This is a genomic window from Bacillus sp. KICET-1, from assembly GCF_027721405.1.
GTDB classification, from domain to species: Bacteria; Bacillota; Bacilli; order Bacillales; family Bacillaceae; genus Bacillus; species Bacillus velezensis.
In genome coordinates, this window is the sequence record NZ_CP113515.1 from 2,826,470 (window position 1) to 2,840,808 (window position 14,339).

The following is a 14,339-nucleotide window of genomic DNA, read 5'->3' on the forward strand; positions in this document are numbered from 1 at the left end:
CAAAAGAAGCACGCCCCCGTTCAAGACGGGGGCTTTTTTAATAAAGCGGCCATATCACGCGGTGCGCTTGCTCGAACCGTTTCTCCGCCTCCCGCCAATCAACGACATTCCACCATTGATCCACGTAAGCCGCGCGGTCGTTTTTATATTGTAAATAATAAGCGTGTTCCCACACATCCAGCGGAAGCAAAGGAATGACGTCCCACTGGCTGTAGAGCTGATGCTTCTCAGCGGCCAAAATCTCCAGCCGCCCGGCGCGCGGCGCCCAGACTAGGATAGCCCAGCCGACTCCTTCGACTTTTTTCGCCGCTTGAGAAAATTGCTCTTTAAAAGCGGAATAGCTTCCGAATGACACATCAATCATTTGAAAGAGTGCACCCGTCGGCCGTCTTTTTCCGTTTGGATTCATCGAAAACCAGAAAATACTGTGCAAATAATGGCCCGCGCCGTGAAACGCCAATTGCCGCTCCCAATGTGCCACTAAGTCGTACTGTTTCGTCTGTCTCGCTTTTTTGAGCTCCAGTTCTGCTTTATTCAGACCGTCAACATAGCTCTGATGGTGTTTGGTATGGTGGAGTTTCATAATCTCTCTTGAAATATACGGTTCCAGTGCGGAATAACTGTAAGGCAGTTTAGGGAGGACATGCTTGCCGATCGGCACATAGGCTCTGCGCTCATCCGGCTCTTCGGGTTCAGTAATGTCCCGGTAAAGTGCTGATGCCTGTTCGTACCATTCCGCCTCCGTTAATCCATCATCCTGAAGGGTGTGAAAAATCCGGTCGATTTGTGCCGCGAAGCGATCGAACCGACCTTGTTGAATGACTTGTTCCTTCAAGGTTTCACACCAATTCAGCATCTCGGTTTGATAAGCGTGCCTTTTCATTTTTCTTCCTCCTTTTCACTCATTTTCATAAAAGTGCTGAGCGCAAGCAAAGAAAACACATACGGGTAGCTGTGATATCTGATGTAAAACTGTTTCGGCAGGCCGATTCCAGTCGGATAGCTGAAAGCGGCGCCTTCGTAATGCCGGTTTTCAATAAGAAAAGATATGCCTTTTGTGACGGCTTGATGATGAGGTTTTTCGTATTGCAGCAAAGCTTCGGCCGCCCAAGCCGTCTGTATAAGCGTCCCGTAAGAAAGCGGAACATAGGTTTTCTCTTCTGCACTTTTACAGGATTCCCCCCAGCTTCCGTCCTCGTTTTGAATGGACTTCAGCCAGCGGATCGCTTTTTTTACGGCCGGGTGGTTTTGGCTCACGCCGCAAGCCTTCATCCCTGTCAGCGCCGCCCATGTGCCGTAAATATAGCAGACACCCCATCTGCCGTACCACGATCCGTCCTCTTCTTGATGGCGGATCAGCCATTGGACGGCTTTTTCAATCTGAGGGTGATCAGAAGAAAGCCCCGCTTCTCCTAAACAGTGCAGCACCCGTCCGGTTAAGTCGCTTGTTGAAGGATCGATGGCAGCTTCCTCAGCCGATTCCAGCGGCAGCAGGCGGACCAGCGGATGATTGACATTTTTCTCAAAAGCAGAGAAGCCGCCGTCACTGTTTTGCATGGACAAAAGCCAGCTCAGTCCGCGTTCCCATGAGGCGGGATAAAGTTTTCGCGGAATGGCTTTGAGCACTGCGGCTGTGTCATCACAATCAGGATTATTTGTATTAATGTTTGAAAAACCCCATCCTCCCGGTTCAGCATGCGGGTTGTGAACGGCCCAATCAGCGACTTTCGTCTGCTGCCGTTCACGCAGAAACCGGGCGGCGCTGGTTATCATCTGATCGTTATCTGGGATGCCGCTTTTCATAAGCGCATAGCTGAGAAGCGCCGTATCCCAAACGGTCGACGTTGAATTTTCCAGGTACGGTATATTGCCGCAAGACGTGAGCAGAGCTTTCGTGCCGGCAAGCGCTTTTCTGATAACGGGGGAGTGGCGCGATACACCGAGAGCGAGCAGGCCGTACACCATAAAAATAGTGGCGCTCGCATAGCTGTATAATGTGCCGTCTTCTTCAATCCGGTCAAGCATATACGTTTTGGCCGTACGCAGACCGAGCTGGTGAAAAGCGGCAGGAATCTGCAAAAGCCGCTTCCAGTGCGCGAAAAGAGAAGAGAGGTCTCTGTTCTCATCCTGATCGGAACGAAGCCATGTAAACGGATTTTTAGTCATATGCCGATCTAAATGCGCGAGAGACGGAACGTTGGGATTTTTCAGCGAAAATCTTTTGTTAAGTGTCACGGCCATCGGTACAAAATGAATACGGGCGTATGTACTGAACTGGTAAAAATGCAGCGGGAAGGATGGGGGAATGACTAAGAAAGATAATGGCAGATGCAGCGCGGGCCATGGATAAAGGCCGTTTGCCGCAAGCATCCACTTTGTCATGAAGTGTACGTTGCGCAAGCCGCCATTTGAGATGATAAAGCGTTCGGCCTGAATCATATGCGCCTCAGAACGGCTATATAAACCGGAAGCCAGCAAGCCGGCATAGCCCTGTACAGTAGCGGTCACATTTCCTTTCCGGTCATCAGGATAGTTGGCAAAAGTTCCGTCCGGTCGCTGTTTGGCGCGAATACCTTCTGCAAGCTCAGCGATCAGTTCTTTATCATTGTCTTCAAGAGAAGTGAGAAGGAGGATCAGAAAGGCGTTTGTCAAAATCGGACCTTCAAAACAAAATGACCATGAGCCGTCCGCATTTTGCGTTTCTCTTAATAGGGAGATGGTTTTCTTTTGGCGGCTTCTGACGTTTTCATGAATTGTGCTCACACTCGCTCAACTCCTTCAGAAGCATATATATTCATATGTAAAAGGCGGCATGACAAAAGAAAGAAACTGCTGACAGGCAGCAGTTTCTTGTTTGATTTAATCTTCCAGGTTGATCCAGACGCTTTTCACTTCTGTATAATTATTCAGCGCGTAAGAGCCCATTTCCCGCCCGAGGCCGGATTGCTTATAGCCGCCGAAAGGAGATGCCGCATCGAAAACATTGTAGCAGTTGACCCAAACGGTGCCGGCTTGGAGACGGTCAGCAATGTAATGGGCGTTTTTTACATTTTCAGTCCAAAGTCCGGCTGCAAGGCCGTATTCCGAGCGGTTCGCCCGCTCAATGACTTCATCAACCGTATCATACGGAATGGCGGCTAAGACCGGGCCGAAAATTTCTTCTTTTGCGATGGTCATGCTGTCATCCACATCCGCAAATACAGTCGGGGAGACAAAATACCCTTCTTCAAACGGGCAGCTGCCGCCCGCGACAGCTTTGGCTCCTTCCGCTTTTCCTTTTTCAATATATGAAAGCACGCGCTCATGCTGTTCCTGACTGACGAGCGGGCCGATTTGTGTATCCTGGTGAAGGCCGGCGCCTTGCTGAAGCGATTTCGCATATGAAACCATTTCGCTGACGACCTCATCATATTTGTCTTTGTGAATGAAGACACGGGAGCCTGCGCAGCATACCTGCCCCTGATTAAACATGACCCCGTTTAAAGCGCCGGGAATGGCTTTCTTCAAATTGGCGTCAGGCAAAATGATGTTAGGTGACTTTCCGCCAAGCTCCAGTGTCACGCGTTTAATTTTTTTTGCGGCTTTTTCCATGATTTTTTTGCCGATTTGTGTAGAACCGGTAAAAGCGAGTTTATCGACATCGTCATGGTTGGTCAGCGCTTCCCCGGCCGTTTCGCCGAACCCTGGGACAATATTGATGACGCCGTCAGGGAAGCCCGCCTGATCTATTAATTCCGCTAAATAGAGGGCGGTCAGCGGTGTCTGCTCCGCCGGTTTCAAAACGATTGTGCAGCCTGTGGCAAGGGCGGCGCCCATTTTCCACATCGCCATAAGGAGCGGGAAGTTCCAAGGGATGATCTGCCCCACGACGCCGACAGGCTCATGGCGGGTGTAATTAAAATATGAGCCGGCGACCGGAATTGTTTGTCCGGTTATCTTTGTAGACCACCCGGCATAATAACGCATATGCTCAATTGCGAGCGGGATATCCCCATTCGTCGTTTCATTAATCGGTTTTCCGTTATCAAGTGTTTCAAGCTGCGCGAGTTCCGTTTTGTGCTCTTCCATTAAATCGGCAAGCTTATACATCAGCCTGCTTCTGGAAGCGGCCGGCATAGTGCGCCATTCGCCGTGATCAAAGGCTTTGCGTGCCGCTTTCACTGCACTGTCAATGTCTTCTGACTGTGCCTCGTAAAGCGTCATCAGCGTTTCCCCGGTTGCCGGATTCGGTGTGACAAATGTTGATCCTGAAGCGCTCGGAACAAATTTTCCGTCAATATAAAGTTTCTTCGTGCCCTGTAAAAATGTTTCCAGCCTTTTTGTGATCTGCATCGTTAAAGAACTCATTCGTAACAAACCTCCCGAAATTTTTTTATGGTCTGTTTTGAGCATCTTGATGTCCGCGCAAAGTAAGCGCATACAGTCATTCTATAATAACACCTCCGGTAAAATCAATCGATAACCGTTATTGCAATTCACAAGAAAAAACGGCTACAATAAGCTTATCGATTAAGAAAAGGAGTTTTATAATGATTCATAATAATTGGCAGACAAAAGAAAGCGTCAAAAAGGTCAAATGCGTACATACAGATGCGAAAAAATACATTGTCAAAAATGTGCTGACGCCGGGTAAAGAGTATGAAGTCAAAAATGAAACAGAAGAATTCATTTTTGTTGCAGACAATACAAACAAAGTCGGAGGCTTCTACAAAGAGTATTTTGAAGAAGTTTAAGGCTGAATGAATTCATTTTGCCTGAGCCATACTAAAAAAGACTACATATAAAGGGTGGCTGCAAAATGAAAAAAACAGAGCAAGACAAACAAAATAAAACATCAGATCAGCTTCAGCAAGTGCAACCTGAAGAAGGCACCGACACGACGATGGAACAAATTTCAGATACCTATAAAGAAGGAACAATTGAAGATACGGATCGTTGATGTTTTGTTGAAACCGCGGCATTGGAGAAGCCGCGGTTTTTTATGGCGAAAATAAAAAACTGACTTTTCGAAAAAAATACCGTTTTCTTGAAACCTTTTCTTCCGCTGAACCGTATTACTTCATAACAGCGGCACCTTTCGCAAAGGGCTTTTTTGATGAACGTTCTAAAAATGTAATCTGTTCGTAATGGTTTAAATGCCGTCTATGTCGTATTCTTATATAGGGATAAAGAACTTATTTTTTTATGATTGTAATAAAACAATAGTATAGAAGCAGAAAGTGGGGTTCTTCATTGGGAATTTTTTCTGTCAGCAGATCAACCGACACAAAAAAGCTGGAGGCTTTGCTCGTTGAGGGAGAACGGATCGAAACGATTTATAAACTGCGGGTTGACCAAATATGCTTTACGAATAAACGAGTGATTTTCTTTGATAATAAAATGTTCTCCAAAAAGAAAGTGCGCGTATTTCTTCCATATAAAACAATTGAAAGCTTCGCCATTCAAGAAGCAGGGATGTTTGATCCCGATACCGGGCTTGTATTAATGACAAGGGGAAAAACTTTCGAATTGGAATTTGCAAAAGAAACGGACTTGACTGAGGTTCAAGCCATCTTAACAAAATACTTATGCAGTTAAATATCACATAAAAGCCATCCGAATGCATGCGGATGGCCTTTTTATTATATAATGCTTGTTTTTCCGGAGTTCGAATCAATGAGATCCGGATCAGCAATAGAACTGATGGGGATATAAATCGGCGCCAAATCACCATTTTCTTCACCGAATCCGTAGTTGATCTTATTGGATAAAAAATAATCGATTTGCTGATACGGGCCGATCGTAATGGAAGAACCGCGGTCGACCGCATTTACTTTAAAGCCCCCTACATTTACCAAAACTGGCGAAAACATCATAATGGGCCTCCTTTTCCGGCAGGGATTTTATCGCATGCAGACTCAAAGGCAGATGGAGAATCAATTTGATCCCGGTCATCCACTTTGCCGTTCGTGCCGATGAAGCCGCTTGCATCTCCGAAGTTCTGTCCGTATCCCTGATTCTTTTTATCAGAATTCTGCCATTCCGCCAGTAAATTTTGTCCGACATTCACCGCTGAAGCATTTTCAAAGGAATTAATTTTCAACATGAAAATATTAATATTGATATATGGAGTTGGTTGAACCACAGGCAAACCTCCTTTAATACAGGTGTATGCCGGCTGTTATGACCGTATGCTTAGACAGGGGGCGATAAAAATGGATTTCGATAAGATGAAGCAGTGGATGGAAATGGCGCAAAACATGTCCGGCGGCGACTTTTGGAAAAACGTTTTTGATGATGAACAACTGAAATCATTTCAAAACGGCCATTCTCATTTTCCCTTTCAACAGGGAGATGGGCAAATGAGAAGAAATGAGGATGCTTTTCCTCTTATAGATATTGTGGAAACCCATGATGAGCTCCAATTTTTGCTGTATCTGCCCGGCTACCGCAAACAAGATGTTCAGCTGCTGTCCTACGGAGAATATATCGTCGTAAAAGGCACGAGAAAATCCTTTTTTAATGAACAGGATTTTAAACAGAAGACCGGAAAATACGGCGATTTTGAAAAAAAACTCGACCTTCCGCATTCCGCTCAGGGAACGAAGGGAATGCAGGCGGTGTTCAAAGACGGGATTTTATATATATCGATTGCTAAACATCTGGGGGATGCAAGCCAGATCATTATCGAAGGCTGATCTTGTTTGCTGTGCCATCTATCAGATCTGAATCATCGATACTCATGATAGGGATGACGACAACGGTGCAATCCCCGTTTTGTTCACCGTACCCTTCATTTCTTTTATTGGCTGCTGTGTTTCTCACCATAACGGAAGAGCCGGTGTTAAAAGCTGCTCCGCCGCTGATTCCGTTCATTTTTATATACTCAAAGTTGATAACGGATGGAAAAAACATCATGATTCGCCTCCTTTTTGTATATCATGTTTATATATTCGCAATGCGGGACGCATAGAACTTTCCAAGAGTGACGGGGAAAGAAGTGATTTTCTTTGAAAAAAATAATGAAAGAGATTTTCAAAAAAGTGTGTGAAGAAGAATTAGACCGGCTTAAGAAAGTGGAACAACAGCTTGATGAGCTTCAGGATAAGTGTCATTTTGAGCCGCAAACGGTTGAAGGGGAAAAAACATATGTCCATATTGAGCATGTCAAAGTGGACAAGGTTGAATACAATATTGATTTTGAAAAGCTGAGTATAGAAGAGCTGAGCGGTATGCTGAATATCGGCGCCACTTACCATACACCGGTGCACAGGCTCAAACAAGCCTGCGCTGAAGAATGTCGGGACAACCCGCAAAATGATGCTGCGAAAGAAAAAAGCCAGACAAAGCAGCAGACACCCAATGTCACCATCAGGGGGAGAAAGCATTGACCCCGTTGTTTCAGCCTCCTTTTTCGAGGGTATGTATTACCAGATGCAGCGAAGAATACAGACGAAAAAGGAGATGATGAATATGTCATTATCAAAAGAACAGCAGGACAGCCTTTATCATAAATTAATCGATTTAAAGGAAAGTCTTCAGGGAGAATCAAAAGAAAATCATTCAATGAGCGAAGACACAGGAGAACTGTCGAACGGAGTAGATAATCACTTAGCTGATCACGGAAGCATTTATTTGGACAGGGTCACGAATCAGACGCTGGACGGTGTCGATCAGAATCTTTTAGATGAGGTGAACGCCGCGCTTGAACGAATGGATAAAGGAACATACGGGATTTGCGAGAAAACGGGAAAAGAAATTCCTTATGAAAGACTTGAAGCCGTGCCGTACGCCAGAATGACCGTCGAAGCGCAGCGGGAAACAGAAGGGGATGTGAAAACAGACGCTCCGTCATATGAAAGGGAATTTCACGAGCAGGTGAAAGACCTCTCAAATAAAGAAACCGTTGATCAAAAAAGCTCACAAACTTACGAAATCCTGGATCGCGAGCAGGATTCACAATAATAGCAGCAGGTACATTCATATGTACCTGTTTTTTTATTCCATAAAAAATCTCAGAATCGAAATAAAATCATTGACTTTATATAAAAAAGAAAGTAACATACTATTTGTAAGTAAATATTAAAAGATTACCGGGAGGAATTTAGAATGTCTCAAGTATTATTTGTAAAATCAAGTGACCGTACGGCTGAAGAAGGCGTATCCGTAAAATTATACGAAGCGTTTCTGGCTGCTTATAAAGAAAACAATCCGAATGATGAAGTGATCGAACTTGATCTTCATAAAGAAAACCTTCCTTACCTCGGAAGAGATATGATTAACGGAACATTCAAAGCTTCAAAAGGAATTGAAATGACAGACGAAGAGAAAAAACAAGCGTCAACTGCTGACATTTACTTAAATCAATTCGTCAAAGCTGACAAAGTCGTGTTTGCATTCCCGCTTTGGAACTTCACAGTGCCTGCTGTGCTTCATACTTATGTTGATTACCTGTCTCGCGCAGGAGTTACTTTCACATACACGCCTGAAGGACCAAAAGGTCTGATGGGAGATAAAAAAGTAGCGCTCTTAAACGCACGCGGCGGCGTATATTCTGAAGGACCGATGGCATCTCTTGAAATGTCATTAAACTTCATGAAAACCGTTCTCGGTTTCTGGGGTGTCCAAGATCTTCACACTGTTGTCGTTGAAGGCCATAATGCTGCACCGGATAACGCTCAAGCGATCATTGAAAAAGGACTGCAAGAAGCGAAAGATCTGGCTGCAAAATTCTAATTTCCATTAACTCTTGCGCCCATACAGGGTGTGAGAGTTTTTTATATTATAGAAGAAACTGGCGGCAGCTTTCGATCAGATCTTATATTGATATATTGATGTTTTGTCGAAAAAACAATTTTTATGTAGAATAAAGCAGTTCTCACAAAGAAAAAAGGTTTTCTGTAAAAGAATTAACCCTCTTGCCAAAATACGACTGATGGTGTAGGATATAAGAGAAGCTACATTGTTCGTATTGTTAATTAAGTTTTAACCTTTAAGCTGTAATAGGGAGTTTTATATCGAAGCCGGAATGTCATGCCTCCATTGCAGAGGACGACAGGAACGCTTCTGCAAACACCCACTTTGAGGAGTGGTGGTTTAAAACTTTCTTACTTGCGTACGGCATACGTAGCGAAAGCCATTTCCCTTGCGGAGATGGCTTTTTATTTTGAATTGCCCTTGAGCGGCGTACTTTATCTGTATGATAAAATGAAAGAATCAAAGACAAAGTGAGGTTTTACAACTTATGCTGGATAAAGCCCAATCCCTTCTGGCGCATTATTTTGGCTACGACAGTCTTCGCGCGGGCCAAAAGCAGGCGATACAATCAGTTACAGAGGAGAGAAAAAACACGGTCTGCATTATGCCGACGGGGGGCGGAAAATCAATCTGCTATCAGATTCCCGCACTGCTGTTTGAAGGGACCACAATCGTTATTTCCCCTCTTATTTCCTTAATGAAAGATCAAGTCGACGCGCTTGAAGAAGCGGGTATCGCGGCAGCTTATATTAACAGCACCCAGACAAGCCGTGACATTCATGAGCGCCTGACCGGTTTGAAACAAGGGGCTTACCGGCTCTTTTACATCACACCGGAGCGTTTGACTTCTTCTGAATTCATTCACATCCTGCAGAATATTACGGTTCCTCTTGTCGCCATTGACGAAGCTCACTGTATATCGCAATGGGGACATGATTTCAGGCCGAGTTACCGGAATATCGAAATCCTTTTTAATGAATTAAAAGAACCGCCCGTCATCATCGCATTAACGGCGACGGCTACACCTGAGGTTCATGATGACATCTGCAAGCAGCTTCATATTAAGAAAGAACAAACTGTATATACCGGTTTTGCCAGAGAGAATTTAACGTTTAAAGTAGTAAAGGGCGAAAACAAAGATCGGTTTATCGAGCGGTATCTGGAAAAAAATAAACACGAAGCCGGCATTATATATACAGCGACAAGAAAAGAAACCGACCGTTTATATGATAAATTAAAACGCAGCGGCATCAATGCCGGCCGTTATCACGGCGGAATGGCGGATGATGACAGAAAAGACCAGCAGGAGCGGTTTCTTAACGATCAGATACAAGTGATGGTAGCTACGTCCGCTTTCGGAATGGGAATCGATAAGAGCAACATCAGGTTCGTTTTGCACGCGCAGATTCCGAAAGATATGGAGAGCTATTACCAGGAAGCCGGACGGGCCGGGCGCGATGGTCTTAACAGCGAGTGTGTGCTCTTATTTTCGCCGCAGGATATTATGGTGCAGCGTTTTTTAATAGACCAATCGGCCGCCGGAGAAGAAAAACAAAAGCAGGATCTCAAAAAACTGAGACAGATGGTGGATTACTGTCATACGGAAGATTGCCTGCAGCGGTTTATTCTGAAGTATTTCGGCGAGAATGAGGCGGAAGCTTGCGAAGCATGCGGCAATTGCACTGATACAAGGACCGCCCATGATGTCACAAAAGAAGCGCAGATGGTATTATCATGCATCATCAGAATGAATGAGCGCTTCGGAAAAACGATGGTGGCGCAGGTGCTTAGCGGCTCAAAAAATAAAAAAGTGCTGGAAAACGGCTTCAGCAGCCTGTCCACTTACGGCATTATGAAGCATCAATCCGCAGCGGAAATCAGTGATTTTATCGAATTCCTTATTTCAGATGAATATATCAGAATGGCGGACGGCACATTTCCGACGCTTATGGTCACCCAAAAAGGCAGGGACGTTCTGCTTGGAAAAAGCGCAGTCTCGAGAAAAGAAGCCTTACAGGCCGCTGCCGTAACTGAAAATGATGAATTATTTGAGCTTCTCCGGCGTCTCCGCAAAGAGATTGCAGCTGAACAGGGTGTGCCTCCATTTGTCGTGTTCTCAGATCAGACGTTAAAAGAAATGTCAGCGAAACTTCCGAAAACAGATCAGGATCTTCTTTCCGTAAAAGGGGTCGGGGAACAAAAAAGATTGAAATACGGAGCGGTTTTTTTAGAAGAAATCCGAAATTATGTAAGAGAAACAGAGTGAAAAAAAGTTTTTTTAGAAATTTGCACATTGTGTTTTTCATTGGCGCCGGAAAAATCATAAGCTTGAAAACCCTTGCTGTATCAAGGTTTCAGCAAGACTTACCAAGCGAGAGAAATGTTTCATGTAAAGGAACTGTAATCTAATTCAAATCGTTTTGTTATTGAACTGACATTTTCATATGTTACGATATCACCTGTTAGCCGCCAATAAAAAGCTAACAAGGGAGGATTTACTTATGAAGAAGACGATTATGTCCTTTGTCGCAGTTGCAGCAATTTCAACAACTGCATTCGGAGCTCACGCTTCTGCTAAAGAAATCACGGTGCAAAAGGGTGACACGCTCTGGGGGATCTCGCAAAAAAACGGAGTGAACCTAAAGGACTTAAAAGAATGGAATCAGTTATCTTCTGATTTAATCATTGAAGGAGAGAAACTGACTATTTCTTCAGTAGAAACAACCACATCTGGGCAGTACACAGTGAAGCAGGGCGACAGCCTCTGGAAAATTGCTCAGAAATTCGGAACATCAGTCGGCAATCTGAAAAGCTTGAATAACTTGCAATCAGATATAATTTACGCAGGCACAACGTTAAATGTGAAAGGTCAGGCTCAGGCTGCACAGCCGGCTCAAGAAGCCAGCCAGCCGCAAACTGAACAAAAACCAGCTGCCGAGACAGAACAGCCGAAACAAGAAGCTGTCAAAAACGAGCAGCCTAAACAAGAACCTGTTCAAGAACAACAACCTAAACAAGAAGCGAAGGCTGTCGAAGCAAAACAGCAGCCTGTTCAATCAAATACAAACCAACAAGAGCCTAAAAAGCAGCTGACAATGACTGCAACTGCTTACTCTGCTAACGACGGCGGCATTTCCGGTGTAACGGCAACCGGTGTTGACTTAAACAAAAACCCTGATGCAAAAGTCATCGCGGTAGACCCTAGTGTCATTCCGCTTGGCTCTAAGGTTTATGTTGAAGGTTACGGAGTGGCAACAGCAGCAGATACAGGCGGCGCAATTAAAGGAAATAAAATTGACGTATTTGTTGCAAAGAAAAGTGACGCTAACAACTGGGGCGTCAGAACAGTAAATGTTAAAGTATTAGACTAGTTTCATATAGAGATGAAGAACACAAGGCGAAATGCTTTGTGTTCTTTTTTTCTTCCCTTTTTTGACTGTATATAATCGTTATATGCGGAAAAAGAAAAAGCGTTTCTCTAATATATTATATAGAAGGAATGGATGTGAAAACGGAATCTGAAGGGGTGTATGAATCTGATGGAGCCGGAATTTATATGTTTATGGAATGCCTTCACAGAATCACCGGTGTTTCAAGCATGTATCTGTACCGCTTTGGCCATTGTGATCGTTATCGGACTGTCTATGCCGGCTGTCAGGCTGTTTCAGGCGCTTGACAGAGGGAGAGGAAGGCCAGCCGTTATTGAAAAGGTGAGACGTACTGGTGTGATGAAGAATGGCAGGCACGAGCTTGTGCTTATTTTAAACGTAAAAAACCAAGACGGAACGCATGATAAACGTGAACTGACACATGCCGTATATAATGAAGAGATCAGCCGTTTTTATGAAGGAGCTTCCGTATGGGTGACGGCAGCGGCTGGCGGACGAATTATGATCGCTCCGCGCACGCCGCGGCATAAGGCATCAAAATAAAAAGACGGGGCGGTTTTCCCGTCTTTATGTATTAATGCCGATCGATCCATATCCTTACGCCTTCTGAGCCGGCTTCTATTCTGCATGTTCCTCCGATCGGGAATGTCATCAAAGGGGAGGTATGGCCGAAATCAGCATTTGCGATAACAGGCATGGATGACAGTTCTTCTTTTGTACGGATGACGGCACGCAGAGCCTCCTCAGACACATTTGAAGCATGCTGGAAACGTCCGATGACAATTCCCTTCACAGCTGAAAAAGCGGGAAGGTGGATGAGTGACTGCAAATCCCGGTCAAACATATGAATGTCCGACATATGATCATCTTCTATAAACAGAATCACTTGTTCCATCTCCGGAAAGTATTCGGTGCCCTGCAGAAGATTCAGCGTGCATAGATTTCCTCCGATCAGTGTTCCTTCCGCATATCCGGGTTGAATAACGAGCGGTCCCGGATTCCGATAAAAACGTCTGTCCTCCTGGTTCAAATACCATTTATCATCACTCCACTCGGATGAAGGCTTTATCTCATACGGGTTGTCAGAAGCACAGCAGGCCAAGAAAGAGTTAATCGTATAGTCCAGCCCTTTTTTCATGGCAAATGAAGAAAAATGGGGACCGGAATATGTAATAAGGCCGGTTTTTTGATATATGGCATGACCGAGAGCGGTAATATCTGAATAGCCGCAAAGGATTTTCGGATGCCGCTTGATGTTTTCATAATCAAGATAGCGAAGCAGCTGATTTGATTGGAACCCGCCGAGTGTCGTCAAAATCGCTTTGATGTCAGGATCAGCGAAAGCTTCGTGCAGATCCTGTACACGCGATTCAATGGATGATGAATCAAATTCATTTATTTCTTTCGCATGCTCTGAAAAAGAGACACGAAAGCCGAGCTCCTCCAATTTTGACTTTGCGGCATTTATATTTTCATCTGACATAACGGACATGCTTGTGGCCGGAGACACAATACGAATGCCGTCACCTTTTTTCAATTTTTCCGGATACAAAAAAAACCCTCCTTATATGGTTTAATCTATTACACCATATAAAAGAGGGTTTCTCTATTATTTTTTTACAAGTCGACCCATTTAATGCCGCCTGATTGCGTATCATTGTCAATCCAGACATCAAATTGATGCTTTTCATAAAAATGAACGAGTCTGTCGACATGATCCCAATCACGCTTAGCGATGTCGCCCGTCACTTTCGGGATATTCTGCTCTCTGGCGATATGTTTTAAAAATTTCATGCAGATCGAGCCGTAGCCGTGGTTCGGCGGGCCTTTAATGTCTCCGATATGAATGGCATTGTCATAATAAGAGGCGATCAGTGAAAAACAGCCTCTTCCCCGGTAGGCTGATTCACAATCAGTCAGCATAATCTTACATGTTTGGCCATCATCAATCGAGGAAACAATGATCCAATCGTCATTGTTCGATTGATCAATACCAAGCACTCGCGCGTCTTTTGATACATCTATCAGATTTTCCCGCATTCTGAAAATCTGAAATTCAAGTTTATGAAGCTCTTTTTCCAGCTCTTTCTGATCTCTTTCTTCTGCAGTAAACAAAATCATACTCCTTTCACAGCGTAAAAGTCTTAGTTAAACACAAGTATCCATTGTAGTAAATGATGTCTTGGTTTGTAAATGGGTTTTGCAAAAACTTTT

The 14,339-nt window shown here is 44.4% G+C and carries 18 protein-coding genes and 1 other RNA gene; 11 read left to right on the forward strand and 8 right to left on the reverse strand.

The window, feature by feature from the left end; translation table 11 throughout:
• Window positions 1-37: 37 nt before the first annotated feature.
• The 3 genes from OVA33_RS14565 to OVA33_RS14575 form a co-directional block, all read right to left on the reverse strand.
• Window positions 38-883, reverse strand: a complete 846-nt coding sequence (locus tag OVA33_RS14565; RefSeq protein ID WP_007611962.1) for a superoxide dismutase — start codon at window positions 881-883, stop codon at window positions 38-40.
• Window positions 880-2,763, reverse strand: a complete 1,884-nt coding sequence (locus OVA33_RS14570) for a terpene cyclase/mutase family protein (RefSeq protein ID WP_063636661.1) — start codon at window positions 2,761-2,763, stop codon at window positions 880-882. Before OVA33_RS14570 ends, OVA33_RS14565 begins: the two co-directional genes overlap by 4 nt.
• Window positions 2,764-2,859: 96 nt before the next feature.
• Window positions 2,860-4,347 (reverse strand): aldehyde dehydrogenase family protein, encoded by a 1,488-nt coding sequence (locus OVA33_RS14575; RefSeq protein WP_063636660.1) that lies wholly within the window; start codon window positions 4,345-4,347, stop codon window positions 2,860-2,862.
• Between the two features lie 182 nt (window positions 4,348-4,529).
• On the opposite strand from OVA33_RS14575, the gene OVA33_RS14580 reads away from it, so the two are divergent.
• From OVA33_RS14580 to OVA33_RS14590, 3 genes are all read left to right on the forward strand, one after another.
• Window positions 4,530-4,733: a DUF6501 family protein gene (locus tag OVA33_RS14580; protein WP_003153779.1), complete on the forward strand. Its 204-nt coding sequence runs from the start codon at window positions 4,530-4,532 to the stop codon at window positions 4,731-4,733.
• 65 nt (window positions 4,734-4,798) lie between these two features.
• On the forward strand, window positions 4,799-4,939 hold the full coding sequence (locus tag OVA33_RS14585; protein ID WP_003153781.1) for a DUF4025 domain-containing protein: 141 nt from the start codon (window positions 4,799-4,801) through the stop codon (window positions 4,937-4,939).
• A gap of 293 nt (window positions 4,940-5,232) precedes the next feature.
• Window positions 5,233-5,577 (forward strand): PH domain-containing protein, encoded by a 345-nt coding sequence (locus OVA33_RS14590; protein WP_003153783.1) that lies wholly within the window; start codon window positions 5,233-5,235, stop codon window positions 5,575-5,577.
• Window positions 5,578-5,621: 44 nt separating this feature from the next.
• On the opposite strand, the gene OVA33_RS14595 is transcribed toward OVA33_RS14590, so the two are convergent.
• Both OVA33_RS14595 and OVA33_RS14600 read right to left on the reverse strand, forming a co-directional pair.
• On the reverse strand, window positions 5,622-5,855 hold the full coding sequence (locus tag OVA33_RS14595; RefSeq protein WP_003153785.1) for a hypothetical protein: 234 nt from the start codon (window positions 5,853-5,855) through the stop codon (window positions 5,622-5,624).
• On the reverse strand, window positions 5,852-6,124 hold the full coding sequence (locus OVA33_RS14600; protein ID WP_014418114.1) for a hypothetical protein: 273 nt from the start codon (window positions 6,122-6,124) through the stop codon (window positions 5,852-5,854). Before OVA33_RS14600 ends, OVA33_RS14595 begins: the two co-directional genes overlap by 4 nt.
• A gap of 70 nt (window positions 6,125-6,194) precedes the next feature.
• Between OVA33_RS14600 and OVA33_RS14605 the strand changes: the two genes are divergently transcribed.
• The gene (locus OVA33_RS14605; RefSeq protein WP_003153787.1) at window positions 6,195-6,677 is read left to right on the forward strand and encodes an Hsp20/alpha crystallin family protein; all 483 of its coding nucleotides are present in this window, start codon (window positions 6,195-6,197) and stop codon (window positions 6,675-6,677) included.
• Here OVA33_RS14605 and OVA33_RS14610 read toward each other — a convergent pair.
• On the reverse strand, window positions 6,664-6,897 hold the full coding sequence (locus tag OVA33_RS14610; RefSeq protein WP_014418113.1) for a hypothetical protein: 234 nt from the start codon (window positions 6,895-6,897) through the stop codon (window positions 6,664-6,666). The genes OVA33_RS14605 and OVA33_RS14610 overlap by 14 nt on opposite strands.
• A gap of 92 nt (window positions 6,898-6,989) precedes the next feature.
• On the opposite strand from OVA33_RS14610, the gene gerPC reads away from it, so the two are divergent.
• From gerPC to OVA33_RS14645, 7 genes are all read left to right on the forward strand, one after another.
• Window positions 6,990-7,370, forward strand: coding sequence for a spore germination protein GerPC (gene gerPC, locus OVA33_RS14615; RefSeq protein WP_014418112.1), 381 nt, complete (start codon window positions 6,990-6,992; stop codon window positions 7,368-7,370).
• 82 nt (window positions 7,371-7,452) lie between these two features.
• The gene (locus OVA33_RS14620) at window positions 7,453-7,944 is read left to right on the forward strand and encodes a TraR/DksA family transcriptional regulator (protein WP_003153790.1); all 492 of its coding nucleotides are present in this window, start codon (window positions 7,453-7,455) and stop codon (window positions 7,942-7,944) included.
• A gap of 144 nt (window positions 7,945-8,088) precedes the next feature.
• Window positions 8,089-8,715, forward strand: a complete 627-nt coding sequence (locus tag OVA33_RS14625) for an FMN-dependent NADH-azoreductase (protein WP_003153791.1) — start codon at window positions 8,089-8,091, stop codon at window positions 8,713-8,715.
• A 215-nt stretch (window positions 8,716-8,930) separates the two neighbouring features.
• Window positions 8,931-9,116, forward strand: a non-coding RNA gene (gene ssrS, locus OVA33_RS14630) — 6S RNA.
• A 107-nt stretch (window positions 9,117-9,223) separates the two neighbouring features.
• On the forward strand, window positions 9,224-11,002 hold the full coding sequence (gene recQ, locus OVA33_RS14635) for a DNA helicase RecQ (protein ID WP_017417959.1): 1,779 nt from the start codon (window positions 9,224-9,226) through the stop codon (window positions 11,000-11,002).
• Between the two features lie 235 nt (window positions 11,003-11,237).
• Window positions 11,238-12,107 carry a 3D domain-containing protein gene (locus OVA33_RS14640; RefSeq protein WP_007407985.1) on the forward strand — a complete coding sequence of 290 codons (870 nt, stop codon included), beginning with the start codon at window positions 11,238-11,240 and terminating at the stop codon, window positions 12,105-12,107.
• A 168-nt stretch (window positions 12,108-12,275) separates the two neighbouring features.
• A complete protein-coding gene (locus OVA33_RS14645) occupies window positions 12,276-12,668 on the forward strand; it encodes a hypothetical protein (RefSeq protein WP_017417958.1) in 393 nt (130 codons plus the stop codon).
• A gap of 31 nt (window positions 12,669-12,699) precedes the next feature.
• Here the strand turns inward: OVA33_RS14645 and OVA33_RS14650 are convergent, their stop codons facing one another.
• Together OVA33_RS14650 and OVA33_RS14655 are read right to left on the reverse strand one after the other, a co-directional pair.
• Entirely contained in the window at window positions 12,700-13,677 is a 978-nt protein-coding gene (locus OVA33_RS14650) for a S66 family peptidase (protein WP_014418108.1), read from the reverse strand.
• Between the two features lie 65 nt (window positions 13,678-13,742).
• Window positions 13,743-14,246, reverse strand: coding sequence for an N-acetyltransferase (locus OVA33_RS14655; RefSeq protein WP_014305189.1), 504 nt, complete (start codon window positions 14,244-14,246; stop codon window positions 13,743-13,745).
• Window positions 14,247-14,339: the final 93 nt, after the last annotated feature.

What these genes read in the sequence shown, in the direction of transcription:
- OVA33_RS14565 (WP_007611962.1), bottom strand. Translation starts at nt 883, where the DNA reads ATGAAAAGGCACGCTTATCAAACCGAGATGCTGAATTGGTGTGAAACC.
- OVA33_RS14575 (WP_063636660.1), bottom strand. Translation starts at nt 4,347, where the DNA reads ATGAGTTCTTTAACGATGCAGATCACAAAAAGGCTGGAAACATTTTTA.
- OVA33_RS14580 (WP_003153779.1), top strand. Translation starts at nt 4,530, where the DNA reads ATGATTCATAATAATTGGCAGACAAAAGAAAGCGTCAAAAAGGTCAAA.
- OVA33_RS14585 (WP_003153781.1), top strand. Translation starts at nt 4,799, where the DNA reads ATGAAAAAAACAGAGCAAGACAAACAAAATAAAACATCAGATCAGCTT.
- OVA33_RS14595 (WP_003153785.1), bottom strand. Translation starts at nt 5,855, where the DNA reads ATGATGTTTTCGCCAGTTTTGGTAAATGTAGGGGGCTTTAAAGTAAAT.
- OVA33_RS14605 (WP_003153787.1), top strand. Translation starts at nt 6,195, where the DNA reads ATGGATTTCGATAAGATGAAGCAGTGGATGGAAATGGCGCAAAACATG.
- OVA33_RS14610 (WP_014418113.1), bottom strand. Translation starts at nt 6,897, where the DNA reads ATGATGTTTTTTCCATCCGTTATCAACTTTGAGTATATAAAAATGAAC.
- OVA33_RS14620 (WP_003153790.1), top strand. Translation starts at nt 7,453, where the DNA reads ATGTCATTATCAAAAGAACAGCAGGACAGCCTTTATCATAAATTAATC.
- OVA33_RS14625 (WP_003153791.1), top strand. Translation starts at nt 8,089, where the DNA reads ATGTCTCAAGTATTATTTGTAAAATCAAGTGACCGTACGGCTGAAGAA.
- recQ (WP_017417959.1), top strand. Translation starts at nt 9,224, where the DNA reads ATGCTGGATAAAGCCCAATCCCTTCTGGCGCATTATTTTGGCTACGAC.
- OVA33_RS14640 (WP_007407985.1), top strand. Translation starts at nt 11,238, where the DNA reads ATGAAGAAGACGATTATGTCCTTTGTCGCAGTTGCAGCAATTTCAACA.
- OVA33_RS14645 (WP_017417958.1), top strand. Translation starts at nt 12,276, where the DNA reads ATGGAGCCGGAATTTATATGTTTATGGAATGCCTTCACAGAATCACCG.
- OVA33_RS14655 (WP_014305189.1), bottom strand. Translation starts at nt 14,246, where the DNA reads ATGATTTTGTTTACTGCAGAAGAAAGAGATCAGAAAGAGCTGGAAAAA.